Origin of the sequence: Rhodopirellula bahusiensis (genome assembly GCF_002727185.1) — a bacterium.
Classification (GTDB): domain Bacteria; phylum Planctomycetota; class Planctomycetia; order Pirellulales; family Pirellulaceae; genus Rhodopirellula; species Rhodopirellula bahusiensis.
On sequence record NZ_NIZW01000041.1, the window covers coordinates 1 to 20,917 of the forward strand.

Below are 20,917 nucleotides of genomic sequence, written 5' to 3' on the forward strand. Positions count from 1 at the left end.
TCGACCCGCCGCTTGTGGCCCAGGTCCAACGATTGAAACTCCTGCCGTACCCATTCGACCACCATCCGTGCAACCTCCGTGCGATGAAAATTCAATTCGGAAAATCTTCGCACGGACGCGGCAAAAGGCAAGGAAAAGTTGTGGGGTATAAAAAGGCTTCTAGCCTGTCGATCGGCTGCTGGGAACTGGAGCTTACGCTCGGTGGCTAAGAGGTTGGTTGCGGAAGGGGGCGGGTTGTGGCGGAGGCCCTCAGCCTTTCCCTGTCGCATGTGAGGTCGTGTAGTTTTGCTTTGCCCTCCCTTTGGGAGGGTCGGACCGCTTCGGGCCGGGGAGGGTTACTCGCTGGATCCAATGCTGAGTCCTCCCCTCGCTTCGCTCGACCCTCCAAGGGGAGGGTGATGACAAAGGCTTTGCAAAATAACAACTTGAAAACTGCACAACCTCGTCAGAGAGGGAACGTGATGAATTGGGGCTTGCTTACGCTGCGGGTTGAGATTTGCAGCGACGAAGAGGCCTTCGTCGCCTATAGGTTGTGCGGGGGTGACAGGCTGGAAGCCTTTTTGTACCCCACATCTTTTGAGAGCCGCTTGCGTTGGGAATACAAGCGGTTTAAGACCAAACATCCCTTGCCGAGGAATCATTAGTGTTTGATTAGCGGCGATTAGTGTTCCCTTGACCGCTCTGGTGGAACACTAATCCACTCTGATCGGACACTAATCTTTGGTGTTTCGAGATGTGGGGTATAAAAAGGCTGGAAGCCTATCCCACTAGGCTTTGAGGACTTTGGTTTGTTGTTCGGGGGGCAGTTTGGCAGTGGCGTTGCGGGTGTCGACGATGAATTTGGACCACTGGGCGAGTTCGTGAATGTCGAGGCAATCGTGCCAGGTGGAAATCAGGACCAGGTCGTAGTTTTGGATCGTTGCTTGATCCCAGGCGACGCTGGGTTTGCCGGCCCAGTGTGAGTGTTCTCGTGATGGGCGAATGACGGGGACATACGGATCGTGGTAGTCGACCTCGGCACCCTGCGAGGTCAGGCGATCCAATAGTTCGTAGGAGGGTGATTCTCGGTCGTCGTCAACGTTGGGTTTGTAGGCCAGGCCAACCAGTAGCACCTTGCTACCGTTGAGGGCTTTTTTGTGTTGGTTCAACGCATCAGCACAGCGGCGAACGATGTGCGTGGGCATCGCTCGGTTGATCTCACCAGCCAGCTCAATGAACCGAGTGTGAACGCCGAATTCGCGGGCTTTCCAAGTCAAGTAGAAAGGGTCGATTGGGATGCAGTGACCACCGAGGCCGGGGCCAGGATAAAAGGCTTTGAAGCCGAAGGGTTTGGTGCTGGCGGCTTGGATGACTTCCCAAATGTCGATGCCCATTTGGTCGGCGACAAGTTTTAATTCGTTGACCAATCCGATGTTGACGCTGCGGTAAATGTTTTCGAGCAGTTTGGTCAATTCGGCAACTTGTGTGCTGCTGACCGGGACGACTTGATCGAAAACGCTGCCGTAGAGGGCTTCGCCTGCCTTCAGGCACGCTGGCGTGTGACCGCCGACGACTTTGGGGATGTTGGTGGCGGCGAACTCGGGGTTGCCGGGGTCTTCTCGTTCGGGCGAGTAGACGACGTGCACGTCGGTGCCGACGGTCAGTCCGGCGGCTTCAATGCGAGTGACCAGTTCTTCGGCGGTGGTGCCAGGGTAAGTCGTGCTTTCGAGGCTGATCGTTTGCCCTGCACGCAGATGCGGCAGGATCGATTCGATGGTTCCTACAACGTAGGAGAGATCGGGTTCGAAGTGTTCGTCCAGCGGCGTGGGGACGCAGAGGATGATCGCATCGATTTCACGGATTTGGCTGAAGTCTGTTGTGGCGGCGAGGTTGCCGGATTGAATCGCTGTGGCAATGGAGTCCGCAGCGATGTGTTTGATGTAGCTGGTGCCAGCGTTGATGGCGGAGGTCTTCTTGTCATCGATGTCGAATCCAACGGTCTTGAAACCGCCGCCAGCATAGGCCAGTGCGAGGGGAAGACCGACATAGCCGAGTCCGATCACGCCTATGGTGGCGCTGTGATCTTGGATCCGCGAAGTGAACTCGGATGGCATGAAGGTAATGAGGTGTCGGCTTCGGGGGGAGAGAGGAAGTGGGATAGGCTTCTGGGCTGTGCGTGAAGGTCAAAGGGACTCAGGATGGTGTTCCGAGGCCTTCACTCCGAAGATGTCGTGCGGTGTTGAAGTGCCGTGCTCGCAAGGTTGAAATCACCCTCCTGAACGCAGTTGGGGAGGGTCGGAATGCGAGCGTTCAGCGAGAATTCGGGGGAGGGTAATGCGCGCCGTTTCCCATGCTCGGCCCTCACCCTCGCGTACGCCTGAACGGCGTCGCTCGACCTCTCCCCAAACTTCGTTTCGGGAGAGGTGCACGATGTTGGATGGCCGAATCTGACTACGGGGCGGGCCTTGCTTACGCGGCGGGTTGTGATGAGGGTGGCTGCCAGGGAACCGGAGCTAACGCTCGGCGGCTGATAGGCTCGGTTGTGGATGGCCGAATCTGGCGAGTCCGGCTACGGGGTGGGCCTTGCTTACGCGGCGCGTTGTGATGAGGGGGGCCGCCAGGGAACCGGAGCTAACGCTCGGCAGCTGATAGGTTCGGTGGGGTGTAGGTGAGCGACGAAGGGGGCTTCGTCGCCTACAGGTGACATGGGGAACAGGTGATATGGGGGATGACAGGCCACAAGCCTTTTTATACCCCACATCTCGAAACACCAAAGATTAGTGTCCGATCAGAGTGGATTAGTGTTCCACCAGAGCGGTCAAGGGAACACTAATCGCCGCTAATCAAACACTAATGATTCCTCGGCAAGGGATGTTTAGCCTTAAATCGCTTGTATTCCCAACGCAAGCGGCTCCCAAAAGATGTGGGGTACAAAAAGGCCACAAGCCTATCCCATATTTGGTGCTATGAGAGTGACTTTTGGGCTAACTCGGTTTTGGCGAGTTCGAGGTCGTGTTCGACCATCAGCTCAGCCAATTGTTTGCAGCTGGTTTCTGGTTCCCAGCCGAGTTTGGTTTTGGCTTTGGAGTAGTCGCCCAGTAGCAGGTCGACTTCGGTGGGGCGGAAGTATCGAGGATCGATCTCGACGTACTTGTTCCAATCCAGGCCCAAGGCTTCGAAGGTGTAGTCGAGGAACTGGCGAATGGTTTGAGTTTCGCCGGTGGCTAGGACAAAATCATCGGGCTCGTCGTGCTGGAGGATTCGCCACATGCCTTCGACATAGTCTTTGGCATAGCCCCAGTCTCGTTTGGCGTCGAGGTTGCCGAGATAGAGTTTGTCTTGCAGCCCGAGCTTGATCCGTGTGGCGGCACGAGTGATTTTGCGAGTCACAAACGTTTTGCCGCGGCGTGGGGACTCATGGTTGAAGAGAATGCCGTTGCTGGCGAACAAGTTATAGGCGTGCCGGTAATTCACCGTTTGGTGGAAGGCGTAAACCTTGGCACAGGCATAAGGACTTTGCGGTTGAAACGGTGTCGTTTCGGTCTGCGGTGTTTCGATCACGTCGCCGAACATTTCACTGCTGCTGGCTTGGTAGACGCGAGTCGGTTTTTGCTTGTTGAGTTGGCGAGCGGCTTCGAGAACGTTTAGCGAGCCAAGGCCAACGGTTTGTACCGTGTAAACAGGCGAGTCGAATGAAACCCGCACGTGTGACTGGGCACCGAGGTTGTAGATCTCGTCGGGTTGGATGTCCAAGACGAGGTTGGTCATGTTTTGACCGTCGGTCAGATCGCCATAGTGCAAGTGCAGGTTGGAAGACTCATGCGGGTCTTTGTAGACGTGATCAATCCGGTCGGTATTGAAAGTGCTGCTTCGACGAACGATCCCGTGGACCTGATAGCCCTTTTCCAGCAGCAAGTCGGTGAGGTAGGAGCCGTCTTGGCCCGTGATGCCGGTGATGAGTGCGGTTTTGGTCATGGTAGGAAAAGAGTGGGAAAGGGACGCAGGGGCTCAGGGCCACAGGTTCAGGGTTTTCCGAATTCTGGCGAATGCGGGTACGGAGTGTGAGGGGATGCCTTGCTTACGCGGCGGCTTATGAAGGATGGACGCCTTGCTTGCCGGCTTGTCGTTTGAGTTGCCTACGGCGTTTTCACGGTGTGGGATGGGCACTCTTGCCCGTCGAAGTTTTAGAAGTCGGCCGAGAGTGGCCAACCTAGAGCAAATTCGACAAGCCTTGCTTACGCGGCGGGTTATGACAGCGGGTGGTGATTGGTGACGTAGAGGCTAGACCGAGCGGACTTCGCCGGATTGGGCTCGTTGTCGATAGTCGGCGACGGTTTGGGTGAGGCCATCGTCCAGGCTGATGGTTGGTTGCCAACCGGTGGACCGGATTCGGCTGATGTCGGTGCATTTAACGGGGGTCCCGTCTGGTTTGCTGGCGTCTTGGACGATTTGTCCTTTGAAGCCCGTTGCCTCTGCAATCTTTTTGGCAAGATCGGCGATTGTGAGGTCGACTCCCGTTCCGACGTTGACCCAGTTTGGAGGGTTTTCAAGCTTGAGCAGGTGTTCCACGGCGGCGGCCAAGTCATCGACGTGCAGGAATTCACGTCTTGGTTTACCGCTGCCCCAAACGGTGACTGAGTCGGCGTTCTCTTTCGCTGCGGCGTCGAAGCGGCGAATGAGGCCCGGAATCACGTGTGAGTTGTCGGGGTGGTAGTTGTCGCCTGGGCCATAAAGGTTTGTAGGCATCGCACTATGGAAGAGTGCGCCGTGCTGTTGTCGGTAGTACTGGCAAAGCTTTAGCCCCATGATTTTTGCCAGGGCATATCCCTCGTTGGTTTCTTCAAGCGGGCTGGTCAGTAGAGCGTCTTCTTGGATCGGCTGAGGAGCCATCCGCGGGTAGATGCAGGTGCTACCTAAAAACAAGAACCGTGAGACACCCGTTTGGTACGCCGCGTGGATGGCGTTGGCCGCCATCATGGTGTTGTCGTAGGCGAAATCGGCCGGGTAGGTCGCGTTAGCGTGAATCCCACCGACTTTGGCTGCCGCAAAGACAACAGTGTCGGGGCGTTCCGATTCGAAGAACTCGTTGACAGCAGCTTGGTTGCAAAGATCGAGCTCGGTCCGAGTCCGAGTGATGATTTGCAGATCATCGCGGTCGGCAAATCGGCGAAGGATGGCCGATCCGACCATGCCTCGGTGTCCAGCAACGAAGATCTTCTGGGGCATTGTTGGGAAGTGGGAAAGGGCCGCAGGGGCTCAGGGCCACAGGCGGATGCTTTGGGGGACGGCTCGCTTCCTGGCGGAAGCATCGGTTGGGGTGCCAGGTGAGACCTGGCCTACGGGAGGCTTGGACGGCCTTGCTGACGCGGCGGGTTATGACTGGTGCCGGTCGTTTCGACCAGGAAATCGTTTGGTCAGCGCGGACTTCGTCCACTTGGGTGACACTTGTTTCATTGTCACCGCCGGCGGACCGGAAAGTTCAGCCAGAGTGAATTCGTCGCCTAATCGGACTTTCCACATCTGGATGATTGTTAAGTGCTCAAAGTCGCGGCATCGGGTGCGACCTGGTGGGGCTGCACGTATTGCACGACTTCAAGGTATCTGGTTCAGGTCCATTCTAGCTTCCTGAACCAATTCCGCTTCCCCCTCCGCAACTTTTGATCGCCCCCGTTGGGGCACCCGAGCTGCGGTGTGAAAAGCTACTCAATCCATAGCACGCTGAGCGGGCGGAGGAGCAACTTCCCGGGGATGCCGTGAAGATTAGTTGGTGTCATGGATTGTGAATCGGCGAACTCGCCAGTGCTGGCGTAATCGGATTCATTTTCTGTTAAGCTCTCGCTACAACCCACACCTCGCTCGTTTTCGGCTGTCACAAAGTGCACCGCCGTCTGATATTTTCGTCCCGATTCGACCGGTTCGCCGCCCCCCATGCCGATTCAAGTCACTTGTCCAAATTGTCTGAAACGGTTCCAAGTCAGCGACAAGTTTGCTGGGAAGCAGGGGCCCTGCCCGGCCTGCAAAAAGACGATTCGGGTCCCCGACGCTTCCGAAGCCGTCACGATCCACGCGCCCGAAGACGATGGGCCGAAGGATTCAAAGGGACAGAGCGTCCTCAAGCCGATCACTCGGACAGACCGAGATTTCACGCGGCGGCACCTCTACATCGCAGCAGGCGTTGTCATTGGGATGCTCTTTCTGGCTCTCGGGTTCCGCTTTGCGATGGGTGGGGCTCCGCTATGGGCTCAGATTATCGGGATTCTATTGCTTGCGCCGCCCGTGGTGCGAACAGGGTACAGCTTCGTTCACGACGCTGAATTGGAACCCTACGCTGGGGTTGAGCTTCGCAACCGAGTCCTGATCTGCTCGGCGATTTACACAGCGATTTGGCTGGTCTACGCGTTCGTTCCTGCGTACGTGTTGGAATTGGACCATGCCAGCGAGATGTCTTGGACGACGGCCGGGATCGTGTTTTCCGTCATGATCCTGATCGGGGCGGCGGTTTCGGTGGGGGCGTTTGAGCTGGAGTTCATCAACGGGCTGGCTCAATCCGGTTTGTACTTCGTCACCGTGATTTTGCTGGCTCTGGTCGCAGGTGTTTCGCTCGCGGGGCAACCGGGAGCACGCCGTGAGCTGGATCCGGATTGGGAAGACGAGGAGTTCGTCGACGATCTCGTGCAATTGTCTTTCCCGGTGGAGGTTACCAGGGCGACTGAATCAACATTTCTCGATCGAGCCAGGCAAATGAATGGCACGGTTCAGGATTTGTCCGTTTGAGCGACCGCGAATCTGTGTGTGTTCCTGAAGTGCATTTGATGGATCGCGGGCCGTCACGGTTGCGGATTCCGCCGGCGATCGATGTCCCCGTCTCGGCTCGTGTTCAGCGATTGATTGACACCTCTCCAATGAGGCGGCTGGCGTCGATCAGTCAGCTCGGGTTGGTGTCCATGGTTTATCCGGGAGCGATGCACAGCCGATTGGAGCATTCGCTTGGCGTCTATGCCTGGGCATTACGAGTCTTGAATCAGGTCGGCGAGCCGAGCCTAGCGAATCAAAGCCCAGCAACCCAAGACGCTGATGACGTTCGTGCATCAGAAGCCTTCATTGTCGCGTCTTTGGTGCACGATGCTGGTCACTGGCCGTTTTGCCATCCCATCGAAGACATGGGCCAGTCCGGTATGCCGCGACACGAGGAACGTGTCGAAGCGATGTTGCGGTCCGGGCCGCTCGCCGATGCACTGCTGGCGGATTGGTCGTGCACCGCCGACGACGTCATGGCGATCCTGTGTCCGAAAAAGATTGATCAGTATCCAGCGGCAACTCCGTCGGAGCACATCGCGTTTTATGCGAGCTGCCTGAGTGGGCCAATCGATGTCGACAAATTGGATTACTTGCAACGTGACAGTCTGCATGCGGGGGTTCCGTACGGTCGAAACTTTGATCCGATGCGAATCATCGCTTCGTTGGTCCGGCATCCGGATCGGCCGAAGCTAGCCATTCACGAAAAAGGACGTACTGCGGCGGAGATGATGGTCTTCGGTCGCTATGTGATGTTCAGCGAAGTCTACTGGCATCACACGGTTCGGTCCGCCACCGCGATGTTGCAGCGAGCCGTTCACGAGTTGCAGCAAACTGTCGACGGCCAGAAAGCCGACATCACCGAGTGGATAGATCTAAGCGAGTCAGCTTGGGTCAGTCGGTTTGTTGACGCTGCGGATCAGCGTGGTGGACCGGTGAAGAGTTTGGCGGATGGGTTGTTCGGGCCGACTCGGAAGTTGCTTAAGCGAGCGGCGGAGTTCAACGTTGAGTCCGGCGAAGACATGCACCAGATTCTGGCGAGGCGTCCGTATTGGTGGCTCGCGTCTTGTTCGCAACCATTGGCCGATTCTATCAGCGATGCGATTGGAAAGCCCGTTGAGCCGGAGTTGGTGCTGATTGATGCGCCTCCGGTCAAGCTGGAGGTCGACATCAACATCGACATCGTGCTTCGGTCGGGCGAGGTCGCGACGCTGGGGGATGTCTCGCCGGTTGCGTCGGTGTTGGCCAACCGGCAGTTCGACAATCATGTCAAACGCGTTCGCGTCTTTGTGCCGGAGTGGGTTCGAGATTGCCTGGCTGATTTGCCTGGCGATTCGATGAGAAGATGGCTGACCGCGGCGGTTGCTGAAACAGAGAAACAGTGGGCGTGACTCTGGGATCCTTTTTGAGCGGGTGGGCGGAATCAACGTGATTGAGTTAGAGATTGTTGCCGACCACGAATCGGCCTCCGCACGATTGGCGGGTTGCATCGTCGAGCAGGTTCGTCGCGAACCGGCAAGTGTTCTTGGCCTGGCCACGGGTGGAACTCCCGAACGAACGTATGAGCTTTTGGTTGAGAAGGTGCGAGCCGGTCACCTGTCGTTTTCGCAGGCCACCACGTTCAACTTGGACGAATACGTTGGGTTGCCGCCCGCTCATCCACAAAGCTATCACGCGTACATGCGATCTCGTTTGTTCGGTGAGACCGACTTTGATCCAAAGCGCACCCATCTGCCCGATGGAACGGCGGATGATCTGGCGAAAGCGGGAGAGCAATACGAGGCATTGATCACCGAAGCGGGCGGCATCGATTTGCAATTGCTTGGTTTGGGTGCGAACGGGCACATCGGGTTTAACGAGCCCGGTGCGACGGAAGACAGTCGCACGCGAGTGGTGGATTTGACGGAAGAAACCATCGCCGCGAATGCACGGTTTTTTGAAGCACCCGAGGACGTTCCGCGGCGGGCACTCACGATGGGAATCGCGACCATTTTGGAAGCTCGTGAGATTGTTTTGATCGCGACGGGCGAGTCGAAAGCGGAAGCGGTCGAGCGAGCCGTTCGCGGCCCGGTTACTTCGCAGATGCCGGCGTCGTTTCTTCAGCAGCATTCAAGCGTCACGTTTGTGTTGGACGAAGCCGCGGCAAGCTTGTTGGGTTCGCGGGCATGAGCGTCACGTTGCTGGTCGGTTCGCAGAAGCAGTTGGCCGATGGGCTGCCCTGGCTTCGTCAATTCGCGGAATCGACGAAGTTGCGTGCGGACATACTGGTGCTGGGGTTGGATCACCGAACGCTGGAGCTTCGCAGTCAAAAGGAGCTGGAGAGCATCGGGTCAGAGTCGCCGAAGCAAGCAGCCACGAAGTCACCCAATCGCGTCGAGCGAGTGGAAGCCGATGTGGAGGCGATTTCGCTGCAGCTGGCCAAGTGGGATTCGCGTTTGTTGTTGATGGTCGACGATGTGGATGACGACCGGTTCCAAGCGACCTTGTTCGATCGGTGTGCGATCAAATCAGTTTGGCTGAGTTCGAAGGGAGCTCCGCCGGAGTCGTCTCATCATGTTTTCTCGATCGACGATTCGTCTGACAAAGTAACCCGATGGATCTCGCGGCGTTTGTTGGGGATGGATCCCGGGTTGCATTTGGGACACGAATGGTTGACCGAACTAGCCAAGCAAAGTGAGCCGCCGTCTGATTCCGAGTCAGAGCATCCTGACCCAATTGATGCGGCGATCGAGAAAGCACTGAGTTTGGAACGCCAGCGCTGTGACGCTGGCGATTTGATTTGGGTGCCGTTTGGTTCGAAGCCTTCGTCCGAGCCGCACTACAAAGTTGCTCGAGCGTTGCTTGGTCAATCGACGCAAGCCTCGGTGGCGTTGGTCAGTCAGAAAGAGAGTTGGAATCAGTCGTTGTCGGCGAGCGTTCGCTATTGGGCCAGTCACGTGGCCGAGCCGATGGATCGTGAGGCACGGTTGGAGTTGGCTCGGTCTCTCGAGGAAGGATCCGAGCCCAGTTTGGAGTTCCTTGGATTGATTTCGGCGGCGGCGATGTTGGCCGCCTTTGGTTTACTGCAGAATTCGGCGGCGGTGATCATTGGTGCGATGTTGATTGCTCCTTTGATGACGCCGATCATGGGGGCCGGATTGTCGTTGGCCCACGGAAACCGGCCGTTGTTCCGGCGTTCGATGCTTTCGATTGGAATCGGTTTTGCGGGCGCGTTTGGATCGAGCTTCCTGTTTGGATTGCTGGTTCGGTTGGTGCATCATCCGGTTGTGACGGATGAGATGTGGGGCCGCTGCAATCCATCGCCGTTGGATTTCTGTGTCGGTTTGGTCGGCGGCATGGCGGCTTCATACGCTCGCACGCGAAGTCACTTGTCGTCGGCTTTGGCGGGAGCGGCGATTGCGGCGGCGTTGGTGCCGCCCATTTCGACCGCGGGTTTGCAGGCATCGTTCAATGTTTGGGAATCGACCGAGCGTGGATGGCCGGTGTTTGGGCCGCTGATCTTGGTCTGCGTCAACGTGTTGACGATCATGATCGGGACATCGTTTGTGCTCTACGCTCGCGGGTTGCGAGTCGAATCAGGGCACAAGTGGGCAACGCGGATGACAGTTTCGTTGGTAACGTTGCTGATGTTGGTGCTGGTGTGGATGATGCACCTTGAGAAGTGGCTGTTCTGACGAAGCGGCCTGCAACTGTAGCTCGGTGGTCCTCCACCGAGAAATAACCGATTTAAAACACCGACCTCACATAGCGGTGCGGCGCAAGCCGCCCGGTGCCGCAACACCGTAGGGCTCGCGCCCTGACGCTACAAACGCTGTTAGTTTCGAGTCTAGCTACGTCGCAGTTCTTTGCTGAACCGATTCACGGAGCACGACGTCGCCGCCGAGTGTCGGCAAGTCTGGTTGGCCGCCGTTGATCATCGCGATGATGGCGGTGGCTGCGGCCTGGCCCATCTCTTTGCCGGGCTGGCGGATGGTGGTCAGTGGCGGGATCATCCACTCCGATTCCGGTTGATCATCCACGCCAATCAACGAAACCTGATCGGGAACGGAAGCCTGCCGGCGATGGAGAGCCAGTCGTGCACCGAATGCCATCAGGTCATTCGCGGCAAAGATCGCGGTGTAGGGCACGCCGCGCTGAACCAGTGTCTCGATCGCGTCCGCGGCGGATTCCGCGTGGAAGTCACCGTGGATGATGTGATCGTTGGTCACCTCGATTCCGGCTTGCTGCATCGCGTGTTGGAATCCAGCGAGCCTGCCAATCGCATCGATGTGATCCGCGGGCCCCGAGATGTGAACGATTTCTCGATGGCCGTGATCGATCAGCGTTTGCGTCGCGTTGGCACCGATTTGGAAGTTGTTCGTTGCGATGTTCACGCCATTCCAATCCGGCATTTCTCTCGCGACGACCAGTGTTGGTTTTTGCTCGCCGAGTTCTTCGATTTTTTCAGACGGTATGTCGCCCGCGATCAAAATCAATCCGTCGACATTTCGTCCCATCAGAGTTCGGGCGGCGTCGAGAAACAAATTCTGCTTCAGCATCGCGTCACCGACGATGGGTGAGAAGCCCGTTCCGTTCAGCCCTTGCATCACGCCTTGCACGACCGAGTCATAGAACGGCGTGCCGATGTTTTGGGTCACGATCCCGATTGTCATCGAGCGGCCACCGGCCAACGATCGAGCGACTTGATTGGGTTCGTAGCCCAGTTCCGCCATTGTCGCCATCACGCGTTCGCGTTTGTCGGCTTGGACAATCAGCGGGCTGTTGAGGACTCGCGAAACGGTGCTCTTGGAGACTTCTGCTCGATTGGCGATGTCCTGGATCGTGATCCGGCCTTTTGACATCGGGCGTGGTCTCATTGGGAAGCGAAGGAAAGGATCGTTCTGCAGGGAAGTGAACGTTCGATTCTGATTCTAACCCGATTTGGCCAAAAAGGCGCCACCACGTGAGTCGACGTGGAGCGTTTGCTTTGTGGCCCTATTGAGCGTGCCGGTCAGGCTCTGCGACCCGACGATTTGCCTTCGCCGGCCTTGGGAGGCCAGCGTGCGTTTTTCGGCAGCGGAGTTGGTCTCGCGGGCGAGATCACTTCGCCGGCGGATTCAATTCCTGCAGCGACTTGCCCAAGCGTTTCCGCGGGGCGGCTTTTCGGCCGGTCGAGCGCGTGCCCTTCTTGGCCGGCAGGGCTTGTTTACCCGTCGTCGGTTCTTGCAGCAACGCCGCGACTTGCGGGTTGATTTCGGACGACTCGTCAGGAGTGCCGATTTGCTCGACCGCGTCGCTCACGCCCAGGATGACGGATTGGCGAACGCCGTCTCGTAGCCAGTCGAAAAAATTCAGGTTCATATCTCAATTGGGTGGTTGGTGTCGGTGAAGGATCGCCGCTGATGGACCGAGGATTTCGGTGTCCGGGTGGCTGCGATCCGTCCACGGGTCTCAGATCACGTGTCATGCCTCACGTTCGTCGCCTGTAAAACAATCGTCGGCGGGGTGTCCAGACCAACAAACGCATTGTGACGAATTTCCGACTTTGGTAGGCTTCTCGGCTAGGCGCCGCGGCGAGTCCGCGGGGACGCCCCCCTCCGGCTATAGTTTTACAATCCACACCACCAACCCAGGTGACGGATCGACGGGTCATTTGCCGGAGCCCGATCGATACGATTTCACCATCGGTAACGTTTTTATGGTTAACCGCAACCTCATCCGCTCCCTCGAAGACGACGACATCCTCGGCGATTTGGCGCTGCTTGCCCCGGAGGACGAAGCCGAAGAATGGCTTCTCGACGCGATTGCTGCTGAGCAGCAAGATTACAACTCCGGCAAAATCGTCGACGGACGAATTGTTGAACTGAACGACGAGTGGGCTCTCGTCGACGTCGGCTTCAAAAGTGAAGGCACGGTCGGACTGGATGAGTGGGGTCCCGAAGAGGACCAGCCGAAGATCGGCGACACGGTCAAAGTTCTGATCGAAGAGATGGAGGATGAGCTCGGTGCAGCCGACGATCCTTATGGCATGATTTCGCTGTCCAAGCGAAAAGCCGAGAAGATCATCGAATGGGAAGCGATGATGGAAACGGTTGCCGAGGGCCAAGTGGTCACCGGTACCGTCATTCGCAAAATCAAAGGTGGCTTGCTCGTCGACATCGGCGTCAACGTCTTCCTGCCTGGTTCGCAAGTCGACATTCGTCGTCCCGGCGACATCGGCGACTTCATCGGTCGTGTTGTCCAAGCCGAAGTGCTCAAGATCGACGACACTCGTCGCAACATCGTCATCAGCCGCCGCAGCTTGATCGAACGTCAGCGTGAAGAAGATCGCGCTTACTTGATGCAAGAGCTGGAAGTCGGCCAAATCCGCAAAGGTATCGTCAAGAACATCGCCGACTTCGGTGCGTTCGTTGACCTCGGCGGCATCGACGGTTTGTTGCACATCACCGACATGGCTTGGGAACGAATCGGTCACCCAACCGAAATGCTGTCGATCGACCAAGAGATCGAAGTCAAGGTTCTGCACATCGACCGCGAAAAGCAAAAAATTGCTTTGGGTCTGAAGCAAAAAGACCGCAACCCTTGGGAAAACATCGAGACCAAGTACCCGGTCGAATCGGTTCATCCTGGCGAAGTCGTCAACGTGATGAGCTACGGTGCGTTCGTGAAGCTGGAACCAGGCATCGAAGGTCTGGTTCACATCAGCGAAATGAGCTGGACCAAACGGGTCAATCACCCAAGCGAATTGGTCAATATCGGCGACAAGATCGATGTCATGATCTTGGGTGTCGATCCCGAAGGTCAGCAATTGTCGCTGGGTATGAAGCAAACGCTGAAAAACCCATGGGACGAAGTCCTCGAACGTTACCCCGAAGGCAAAGACGTCAAGGGCAAGGTTCGCAACCTCACCAACTACGGTGCCTTCATCGAGTTGGAAGAAGGGATCGACGGTCTGTTGCACGTCAGCGACATGTCCTGGACCCGCAAGATCGCTCACCCGAGCGAAGTGCTGGAGAAGGGCCAAGAGATCGAATGCCGTATCCTCAGCGTCGACGAACAACGTCGCCGGATCGCTTTGGGTCTGAAGCAACTCGACAACGACCCCTGGGATGGCGACATTCCAGACAAGTACCAACCCGGCCAATTGGTCAAGGGTGAGGTCACGAAGATCACCAACTTCGGTGTCTTCATCGGACTCGAAGACGGCTTGGAAGGTTTGCTGCACATCAGCGAATTGGCCGAGCACAAAGTCGAAGATCCGGAAGAAGTGGTCAAGGTTGGCGATCCAATCGAAGTCAAAGTGCTTCGCGTGGACACCGACGAACGCAAAATCGGTCTGTCGCTCAAACGAGTTGACTGGAGCGAAGAGCAAGAGAAGACCGCCGCCGCAGCCGAAGCCGCCGAGTCGGGCATGCCGACTCCGATGGACGAAGGCGATTTGAAGGGCGGTTTGGGATCGGCTGGACCGTTGATCCCGACTTCCGACTCGGAATAGTCCGAAAAATTTTCGATCGAGCCAAATCGGATGTTTTCGCATCCGGTTGCTCGGTTGAAAAGGTTTCTCATCGTTGGAGGGCCTCTTTCGGCCTTCACAGCTTCGATGGGGGATATGGGATCGAAACGAGGCGTGCTCATCTTGAGTACGCAGAGCATTGAACAGTTGACACATACAACGGGCGTTTGATCTGCTTCAGACGCCCGTTTTTGTTTGCGCCGTATGTTTTATCTCTGACATGCGGTCAGCTTTCAAAGACTGCTCCTGCTTGTTTCTCCACGATCTCATATTTTACGACGGTTGCCATGAATCTCAATCGACGCGAAATGATTGGCGCAACGCTGGCGACCGTTGCTGCATCGACGCCGATCGCTCGATCGACGGCGTTCGATCCTCCGACGATTCACGTCCCGACCAAACCGGTCGTGCGAGTCCTGGGGACACACGTGACGTTGCAAGAAGATTTGCGCGTCCGTGCCGAGGCTGATCTCGGGATCCAACTGGAGTTCTCGCCCGGCGGAAGTGCTGAGGTGCTGCACCGAGCTTCAACGCGACCGGAAACGTTCGACTTGTACGAGCAATGGTCCAACAGCATTCGGGTCCTTTGGCAGGCTGGGGCGATCCAACCGATCGAACGAAACCGCATCCGTTACTGGGACGAGATCAACCCACTGACTCGAGTCGGACGTTTGACGCCCGATGCGAAACGAGGGGCGGGTGACGCGCCGAACAAACTGTTGTTTATCCAGCCCGATGGAACGCTTGGCGGCAAGGCGACCGACCACGTTACCTTCCTGCCCTATGTCCACAACGTTGATTCGTTTGGCTACGACGCCGCCGTCGTACCTCAAGGCATTCCGTACGAGACCGAATCCTGGGCGTGGTTGCTCGATGAGGAATGGGCCGGACGAGTCGCGATCGTGAATGAGCCAACGATCGGATTGTTCGATCTCGCCTTGGCGGTCCAAGCGAAAGGTTTGGCGGAGTTTGAAGACATCGGCAATCTCAGCGAAACAGATCTGGAAACGCTTTTCAAAGTCTTGGAGCCTTATCGGCAGAGCGGACATTTTCGCGGGGTTTGGAGCAGCGTTCCAGCGTCGGTTGATTTGATGAGCCGCGGCGAAGCTGTGATCGAAAGCATGTTTTCTCCCGCCGTATTTGACCTGAAGGGCCGCGGGATCGATTGCGTCTATGCATCGCCCAAAGAAGGCTATCGGGCTTGGCATGGTGTGATGTGCTTGTCCTCGAAGACGACCGGTCCAGTCAAGGACGCGGCCTACGAATACATGAATTGGTGGCTGTCGGGATGGCCTGGTGCTTTCATTGCAAGGCAAGGTTACTACATCTCGAATCCCCAACGTTCTCGCGAGGAACTCAGCTCAGCCGAGTGGGACTACTGGTACCAAGGCGAACCAGCGGAGACAGATTTGCTCGGCACCACGGGACAGGTCGTCGTGAAGCAGGGCCACTCTCGTGACGGCGGTTCTTACGAAAAGCGATTCAGCAATATCGCGGTTTGGAACACGGTCATGAAGTCGTACGAGGCCAGCCTCCAGCATTGGAATGAGTTCTTGTCAGGATGAATGCAATGTTGGCTCGCTTTGTAGGACAGACTCTGAGGCAGCGCATTTACTTGGCGTCTGCTTGTTTCGTGCTGTTGTGTGTAACGAGTGCCTGGATTGGTATCACCGGGCAATCGGCGTTGTTGAAGAGCTTTGCTGAGTACCAACGAGCGGAGAACACGTCGGTCGCAATTGAATCGATCGACCGGAAGGTTCAGGAGCTGAAGTCTCGTAGCGAACGATATTTGCTGACTGGAGCTTCCGCGCAGTACCGCGCCGCGTTGAGTTTGCAGGACGGTTTGGCGGCAGAGATTGAGCGGGCGAAGGGCAACAACCCCGCGATCCAAGACACGTTGAACCAAATGGAAGGCCACTTAGACGTATTGAACAGTCAAATGAAATTGGCTGCGGAAGAACGCGAGATCCGATCTCGTTTGGTTCAGGTTGAGTTGCCGGAAAAGGCAGAACGTGTTCGCGTTGCATTCAACGAACTTCGCGCCGAGTGGATGGAGACTCCGGTCGAGAAAGAACCACAGATACGCAAGCACGGCGGGTCTCGAGGAGCGTATGTCTCGGCCCATCGATCACTGCTTGAATACTTCAATCATCCGAAATCCGAGAGCTTCGATCTCGCGACTCAACACCTCGAGCGATCCCGGCTGATTTGCAAAGAACTGAAGGACGATCCTGAGAACCAAGAGGACGATGTTCAACAACTGATCGAGGAAATTCTTGCGAGTCTCGCCGAATTTCAACGAGTTGGGACTCGAGCGTTCCAAGCCACTCGCGGTTACATGGTTTATTCCAACGTCGTGATGGCTGGTGAAATATCGGAGTTTAGTTATCAGTCTTCACAGCTGAAGACTTACGTTCAGGAGCAGAAGGCACTGAACCAGCGGAACCGCGAAGCGTCTTTCAAGCGGTCGCAGTACTTGGCCGCGGGCGCCGCGATCGGAGCGGTTTTGCTCGCCATCCTGCTGGCGACGACCCTCTCGATGGCGGTTGTCGGGCCCATTGGTCGCTTGACCGAGATGTTCCGGCGCTTGGCGGCTGGCGAAACGATGGCCATCGCCGATGAAAGCGGACGCACCGACGAAATCGCTCAGATGATCAACGCGGCGAGAGTCTTTAGCGACAAGAATCAGGAAACCAATCAGCTGCTGAAACGCTCGGAATCTCTCAGCGAAGAGCTGGCAAAAAAGGCGGATGCACTTGTTGAGTCCAACCGCGAACTCGATAACTTCGCCTACATTGCGTCCCACGATTTGAAGTCTCCTTTGCGAGGAATTCAGCATTTGGCGAGTTGGGTCCAGGAAGACTGCGAAGACATCTTGCCTGAAACCTCGCAAACGCATTTGGCTCACATGCAATCTCGCGTTCGGAGCATGGAATGCCTGCTCGACGATCTGCTCAATTATTCCCGTGTTGGTCGCTTGGACACTCGCCCGGAAATGGTGGACAGCGATGAACTGGTTTCATCAATCGTTGAAATGGCGGATAATTCGGACGGTTGTCGCGTCACTTGGGATTCGCTTCCAACTTTGTCGACCGCTCGGACTCCATTGAAGCAAGTGTTATTGAACCTGATCACCAATGCGATCAAGTACAACGACAAGGGACTGGACGGACACGTCGATGTTCGTTGCTGCGAGAAAGATGGTTGGTACAAGTGGGAAGTCAGCGACAACGGCATCGGGATCGAGCCTCGATTTCACGAAAAGGTATTCCAAATGTATCAGCGAGTAGCTCCAGAAGTTTCCGAAGGAAGCGGCATGGGACTTGCGATCGCGAAGAAACATGTGGAACATTACGGCGGAGAAATAGGAATCCAGTCGTCACCGGGAGAGGGAACCACATTCTGGTTCACTTGGCCGGTACAGATCGATACAGTGAAGGCGTCATCCAACGGCGCTCTCGCTGCAGACCCCATTGCAAACGTGCCCACATGAAACCGTCTCCTGTCGACAGCTCGAACCAAGACGACGTGAAACGTCCGACGTTCCTTTTGATCGAGGACGACGCGGTTGACGCCGAGGCGTTTCGCCGTGCGGTGAAACGCAACCACGTCGATTGCGAATTGGTCCACGCCAGCGATGGCGGCGAAGCTTTGCAAAAGCTGCGTGACATGGTCGACGAGAACGACGATATCGGCGTTCTGGCGTTTCTCGACCTGAACATGCCTGGACTCAATGGGCACGAATTTTTGGCAGAAGTCCGCCGGGACGAATCGTTGAAACGGTTGGCTGTATTCGTTGTGACGACTTCTCGCCATAAACGCGACATTGCATTGGCCTACGACAAAAACGTCGCTGGCTATTTTGAGAAAGACGACTTGGCATCGGTGCTGGAAATCGCACGCCAATTCGCGGGACGCCTGGTCTTCCCGACCCTGGGCCGCAAGAGCGACTGACGACCTGTTGGAGTGCTTCGCGCGACAAGGGCCTGGTGCTCATCTCGGGCTGATAGCTGTCTGCATTTGGACTCCTGTTCTTCGCGCGGCTCGGCCGACCAGCTTTTCCGATGGAGTCACATGGTTGTCGTTGGCGCCGGAAAAAGCGACAACATCGGTGCGAGATCGTTCACCACTTGAGTGAACCCGTTCCGAGTTGAAGCCTCCTTAGTTGCATCATGTCATCATCTAATCTTCGCGTCGCTCTCGTTGGATCGACCGGTTACACCGCACTCGAAGTCGCCCGACTGTTGCTCACCCATCCCAGTGCGGAGTTGGTGGTCGCGACCAGTCGCCAAGACGAGGGCAAACCGCTGTCGGAAATTCATCCGATGTTGGCCGGACGCTGCGACGTGGCGCTGCAACCGCTCGACGCGGACGTGATCGCCAAATCGGCCGACGTTGCGATGTGCTGCTTGCCCCACGGAGCCTCCGCAGAAAGCGTCAAGCAATTGGCCGACGCTGGCATGCGGGTGATCGACTTCAGTGCCGATTTCCGGCTGTCGAGCCTTGAGACGTACGAGCACTGGTACGGCGTCAAGCATCCATGGCCGGAACGGATTGGCAATGTCGTCTACGGCATGCCCGAGTTTTTCGCGGACGAAATTCGCAGTGCGGACATCGTTGCCAATCCAGGGTGCTATCCCACGTCTGCGATCATGCCACTTGCTCCACTGGTGAAAGCGGGATTGATCGATACCGACGACATCATTGTCGACAGCAAGTCGGGCGTGTCAGGAGCCGGTCGTTCACCGAAATTGGGAACGCTGTACTGCGAGACCAACGAATCGATCTCCGCCTACGCGGTAGGCACTCACCGTCACGCACCCGAGATCGCGGACTTGGTTGAACGGATCGCGGGGGCTCCGATCGAAGTGATGTTCACGCCTCACCTGACACCGATGGATCGTGGCATCCTGTCGACGATTTATGTGAAGCCGGCGGGCAAAGCTGGCTCGGTGGAGGAAGCCGTTCGTTCGATGATGAGTTTGTTGCGAGACACTTACTCGGACCAACCTTGCGTCCACGTGGTCGATCACTTGCCAGCGACGAAGTATGTCGCCGGGACCAACCACGTTCAGATTTCGGTTCGTCCCTCGGGCAAACGTGCTGTCATCGTTTGTGCGATCGATAATCTGACCAAGGGTGCCAGCGGCGCGGCCGTGCAAAACATGAACGTGATGTTCGGTTTGCCAGAAACGGCTGGTTTGTTGATGTGATTTCGCAGTCGTTGGCGTGAGGTTCATGCCACGGATGTTTGGAAATCGACTTGGACTTGAAACGTTGTTCTGCATCGGAGCTTGTTATGCCAGAGGTCACACCGTTTGCCGCGTTGCGTTACAACCTGGATCACATTCGGTCGTTGTCCGAAGTTGTCGCTCCGCCGTATGACGTCATTGACGAAGACTATCAAGACGTGCTTTACAAGCGGCACCCATCCAATGTGATTCGCGTGATCTTGAATCGCGAGGAACCTGGTGATGAGGTTGGCGAGACGTACTCGCGAGCAGCCGGTTTCGTTAAACAGTGGATCAGCGAAGGTGTGCTGAAGCAGGACGACGAACCGGCGTTCTATCTTTCTCACCAAACCTTTGTGGTCTCCGGCGAGGAAGGTGAGTCCAAGACCGTGACCCGGCGCGGGTTCATGGGGCGAGTTCGTTTGGAGCCTTTTGGGAAAGGCAACATCCATCCGCACGAGGAAACGCTTCCCAAGGCGAAGGTGGATCGTCTGAAACTGCTGAAGGCGACGGAGCAGAACAACAGCCCAATCTTTGGTTTGTACCCCGACAATGACAATGCGGTCATTGAATGCCTGGAAGCTGCCAAGGCCGATGTCACACCGATCGAAGCCACCGACGATGCGGGCGTGGTTCACACCGTTTGGCCGATCACGGATTCCGAAGCAGTCACGAAGGCCAGTCAATTGTTGGCGGACAAACCGATGTTCGTTGCCGACGGACACCATCGATACGAAACGGCATGTGACTACCGGGATTTCGTTACGGAGCAGGCCGGCGGGATCGCCCCGGATCATCCGGTGAACTTTGTGATGACGATGTTGGTGGGCATGAACGATCCAGGATTGGTCGTGCTGCCAACGCACCGACTGATTCGCGGCATTCGTCCACTGCGTTCCGATGAGTTGATCGAACGACTTGGCGATCGTTTCGATTGCGAAACGCTGAGCGGTGGCATGTCTGCGGCACCTGATGCTTGGACGCGAATCCAATTGGCGAATCGTCAAAGTTTGATGGCGTTGTATGCCGCGGAAGATGAGACGTGGGTGATGGTCAACGCGAATGAGAAGGCGATGGCCCGCATGTCGGAGCTTGCCTGCGACCAAAGTGAGACGTGGCGATCGCTGGGAGTCAGCTTGCTGCACAAGTTGGTGTTGGAGGATTGCTTGGAAGAAACAAATCATCCCAAGCCAACCTATGTCCACGAGGTGACGGATGTGTTGGCCGGCTTGAAAGGCGAGACCGACGCCGCGGAATCAGAAGGCGACGGCGAATACACCTTCGCGGCGCTCGTGATGCCCGCCACGGTGTCGGATGTCGAGCAGATCAGCTTGAACCACGAACGCATGCCCGCCAAAAGCACCTACTTCTATCCCAAGTTGCTGAGTGGTTCGGCATTTCATCGATTGATGCCGTGAGT

General features: G+C 56.6%; 16 protein-coding genes. 11 read left to right on the top strand and 5 right to left on the bottom strand.

Going from position 1 to position 20,917, the window contains the following annotated elements; all coding sequences use genetic code 11:
• Positions 1 to 209 (top strand): hypothetical protein (locus CEE69_RS33430; protein ID WP_233215786.1); only part of this gene is annotated, 209 nt, incomplete at its 5' end.
• Positions 210 to 767: 558 nt separating this feature from the next.
• Here CEE69_RS33430 and CEE69_RS29725 read toward each other — a convergent pair.
• The 3 genes from CEE69_RS29725 to CEE69_RS29750 form a co-directional block, all read right to left on the bottom strand.
• Positions 768 to 2,093: a nucleotide sugar dehydrogenase gene (locus CEE69_RS29725; protein WP_199169989.1), complete on the bottom strand. Its 1,326-nt coding sequence runs from the start codon at positions 2,091 to 2,093 to the stop codon at positions 768 to 770.
• A gap of 850 nt (positions 2,094 to 2,943) precedes the next feature.
• The gene (gene gmd / locus CEE69_RS29745; RefSeq protein WP_099264162.1) at positions 2,944 to 3,954 is read right to left on the bottom strand and encodes a GDP-mannose 4,6-dehydratase; all 1,011 of its coding nucleotides are present in this window, start codon (positions 3,952 to 3,954) and stop codon (positions 2,944 to 2,946) included.
• A gap of 306 nt (positions 3,955 to 4,260) precedes the next feature.
• Positions 4,261 to 5,205 (bottom strand): GDP-L-fucose synthase family protein, encoded by a 945-nt coding sequence (locus CEE69_RS29750; protein WP_099264163.1) that lies wholly within the window; start codon positions 5,203 to 5,205, stop codon positions 4,261 to 4,263.
• A gap of 702 nt (positions 5,206 to 5,907) precedes the next feature.
• On the opposite strand from CEE69_RS29750, the gene CEE69_RS29760 reads away from it, so the two are divergent.
• The 4 genes from CEE69_RS29760 to CEE69_RS29775 are packed head-to-tail and all read left to right on the top strand — an operon-like array spanning position 5,908 to position 10,448.
• The gene (locus CEE69_RS29760; RefSeq protein ID WP_099264165.1) at positions 5,908 to 6,753 is read left to right on the top strand and encodes a hypothetical protein; all 846 of its coding nucleotides are present in this window, start codon (positions 5,908 to 5,910) and stop codon (positions 6,751 to 6,753) included.
• Between the two features lie 14 nt (positions 6,754 to 6,767).
• Positions 6,768 to 8,165, top strand: coding sequence for an HD domain-containing protein (locus CEE69_RS29765; protein WP_099264190.1), 1,398 nt, complete (start codon positions 6,768 to 6,770; stop codon positions 8,163 to 8,165).
• A gap of 22 nt (positions 8,166 to 8,187) precedes the next feature.
• The gene (gene nagB / locus CEE69_RS29770; RefSeq protein ID WP_099264166.1) at positions 8,188 to 8,943 is read left to right on the top strand and encodes a glucosamine-6-phosphate deaminase; all 756 of its coding nucleotides are present in this window, start codon (positions 8,188 to 8,190) and stop codon (positions 8,941 to 8,943) included.
• Complete coding sequence (locus CEE69_RS29775; RefSeq protein WP_099264167.1) at positions 8,940 to 10,448, top strand: DUF389 domain-containing protein; 1,509 nt, start codon at positions 8,940 to 8,942, stop codon at positions 10,446 to 10,448. The genes nagB and CEE69_RS29775 overlap by 4 nt, the downstream gene beginning before the upstream one ends.
• A gap of 156 nt (positions 10,449 to 10,604) precedes the next feature.
• Here CEE69_RS29775 and CEE69_RS29780 read toward each other — a convergent pair whose 3' ends face one another.
• Entirely contained in the window at positions 10,605 to 11,615 is a 1,011-nt protein-coding gene (locus tag CEE69_RS29780; protein ID WP_099264168.1) for a substrate-binding domain-containing protein, read from the bottom strand.
• Positions 11,616 to 11,853: 238 nt separating this feature from the next.
• Entirely contained in the window at positions 11,854 to 12,114 is a 261-nt protein-coding gene (locus CEE69_RS29785) for a hypothetical protein (RefSeq protein WP_008655679.1), read from the bottom strand.
• A 337-nt stretch (positions 12,115 to 12,451) separates the two neighbouring features.
• Between CEE69_RS29785 and CEE69_RS29795 the strand changes: the two genes are divergently transcribed.
• From CEE69_RS29795 to CEE69_RS29820, 6 genes are all read left to right on the top strand, one after another.
• The gene (locus tag CEE69_RS29795) at positions 12,452 to 14,248 is read left to right on the top strand and encodes a 30S ribosomal protein S1 (RefSeq protein WP_007324371.1); all 1,797 of its coding nucleotides are present in this window, start codon (positions 12,452 to 12,454) and stop codon (positions 14,246 to 14,248) included.
• Between the two features lie 305 nt (positions 14,249 to 14,553).
• The gene (locus CEE69_RS29800) at positions 14,554 to 15,831 is read left to right on the top strand and encodes an ABC transporter substrate-binding protein (RefSeq protein WP_099264170.1); all 1,278 of its coding nucleotides are present in this window, start codon (positions 14,554 to 14,556) and stop codon (positions 15,829 to 15,831) included.
• A gap of 5 nt (positions 15,832 to 15,836) precedes the next feature.
• Positions 15,837 to 17,759: a sensor histidine kinase gene (locus CEE69_RS29805; RefSeq protein ID WP_233215789.1), complete on the top strand. Its 1,923-nt coding sequence runs from the start codon at positions 15,837 to 15,839 to the stop codon at positions 17,757 to 17,759.
• Positions 17,756 to 18,220, top strand: coding sequence for a response regulator (locus CEE69_RS29810; protein WP_099264172.1), 465 nt, complete (start codon positions 17,756 to 17,758; stop codon positions 18,218 to 18,220). Before CEE69_RS29805 ends, CEE69_RS29810 begins: the two co-directional genes overlap by 4 nt.
• 218 nt (positions 18,221 to 18,438) lie before the next feature.
• Positions 18,439 to 19,479, top strand: a complete 1,041-nt coding sequence (gene argC / locus CEE69_RS29815; protein WP_099264173.1) for an N-acetyl-gamma-glutamyl-phosphate reductase — start codon at positions 18,439 to 18,441, stop codon at positions 19,477 to 19,479.
• Between the two features lie 56 nt (positions 19,480 to 19,535).
• On the top strand, positions 19,536 to 20,915 hold the full coding sequence (locus tag CEE69_RS29820; RefSeq protein WP_261341367.1) for a DUF1015 domain-containing protein: 1,380 nt from the start codon (positions 19,536 to 19,538) through the stop codon (positions 20,913 to 20,915).
• The last annotated feature ends 2 nt before the right edge of the window (positions 20,916 to 20,917 follow it).

Coding starts and splice junctions, on each gene's coding strand:
- CEE69_RS29785 (WP_008655679.1), bottom strand. CDS start 12,114: ATGAACCTGAATTTTTTCGACTGGCTACGAGACGGCGTTCGCCAATCC.
- argC (WP_099264173.1), top strand. CDS start 18,439: ATGTCATCATCTAATCTTCGCGTCGCTCTCGTTGGATCGACCGGTTAC.
- CEE69_RS29805 (WP_233215789.1), top strand. CDS start 15,837: ATGTTGGCTCGCTTTGTAGGACAGACTCTGAGGCAGCGCATTTACTTG.
- CEE69_RS29775 (WP_099264167.1), top strand. CDS start 8,940: ATGAGCGTCACGTTGCTGGTCGGTTCGCAGAAGCAGTTGGCCGATGGG.
- gmd (WP_099264162.1), bottom strand. CDS start 3,954: ATGACCAAAACCGCACTCATCACCGGCATCACGGGCCAAGACGGCTCC.
- CEE69_RS29795 (WP_007324371.1), top strand. CDS start 12,452: ATGGTTAACCGCAACCTCATCCGCTCCCTCGAAGACGACGACATCCTC.
- CEE69_RS29800 (WP_099264170.1), top strand. CDS start 14,554: ATGAATCTCAATCGACGCGAAATGATTGGCGCAACGCTGGCGACCGTT.
- CEE69_RS29750 (WP_099264163.1), bottom strand. CDS start 5,205: ATGCCCCAGAAGATCTTCGTTGCTGGACACCGAGGCATGGTCGGATCG.
- CEE69_RS29780 (WP_099264168.1), bottom strand. CDS start 11,615: ATGTCAAAAGGCCGGATCACGATCCAGGACATCGCCAATCGAGCAGAA.
- CEE69_RS29725 (WP_199169989.1), bottom strand. CDS start 2,093: ATGCCATCCGAGTTCACTTCGCGGATCCAAGATCACAGCGCCACCATA.
- CEE69_RS29760 (WP_099264165.1), top strand. CDS start 5,908: ATGCCGATTCAAGTCACTTGTCCAAATTGTCTGAAACGGTTCCAAGTC.
- CEE69_RS29810 (WP_099264172.1), top strand. CDS start 17,756: ATGAAACCGTCTCCTGTCGACAGCTCGAACCAAGACGACGTGAAACGT.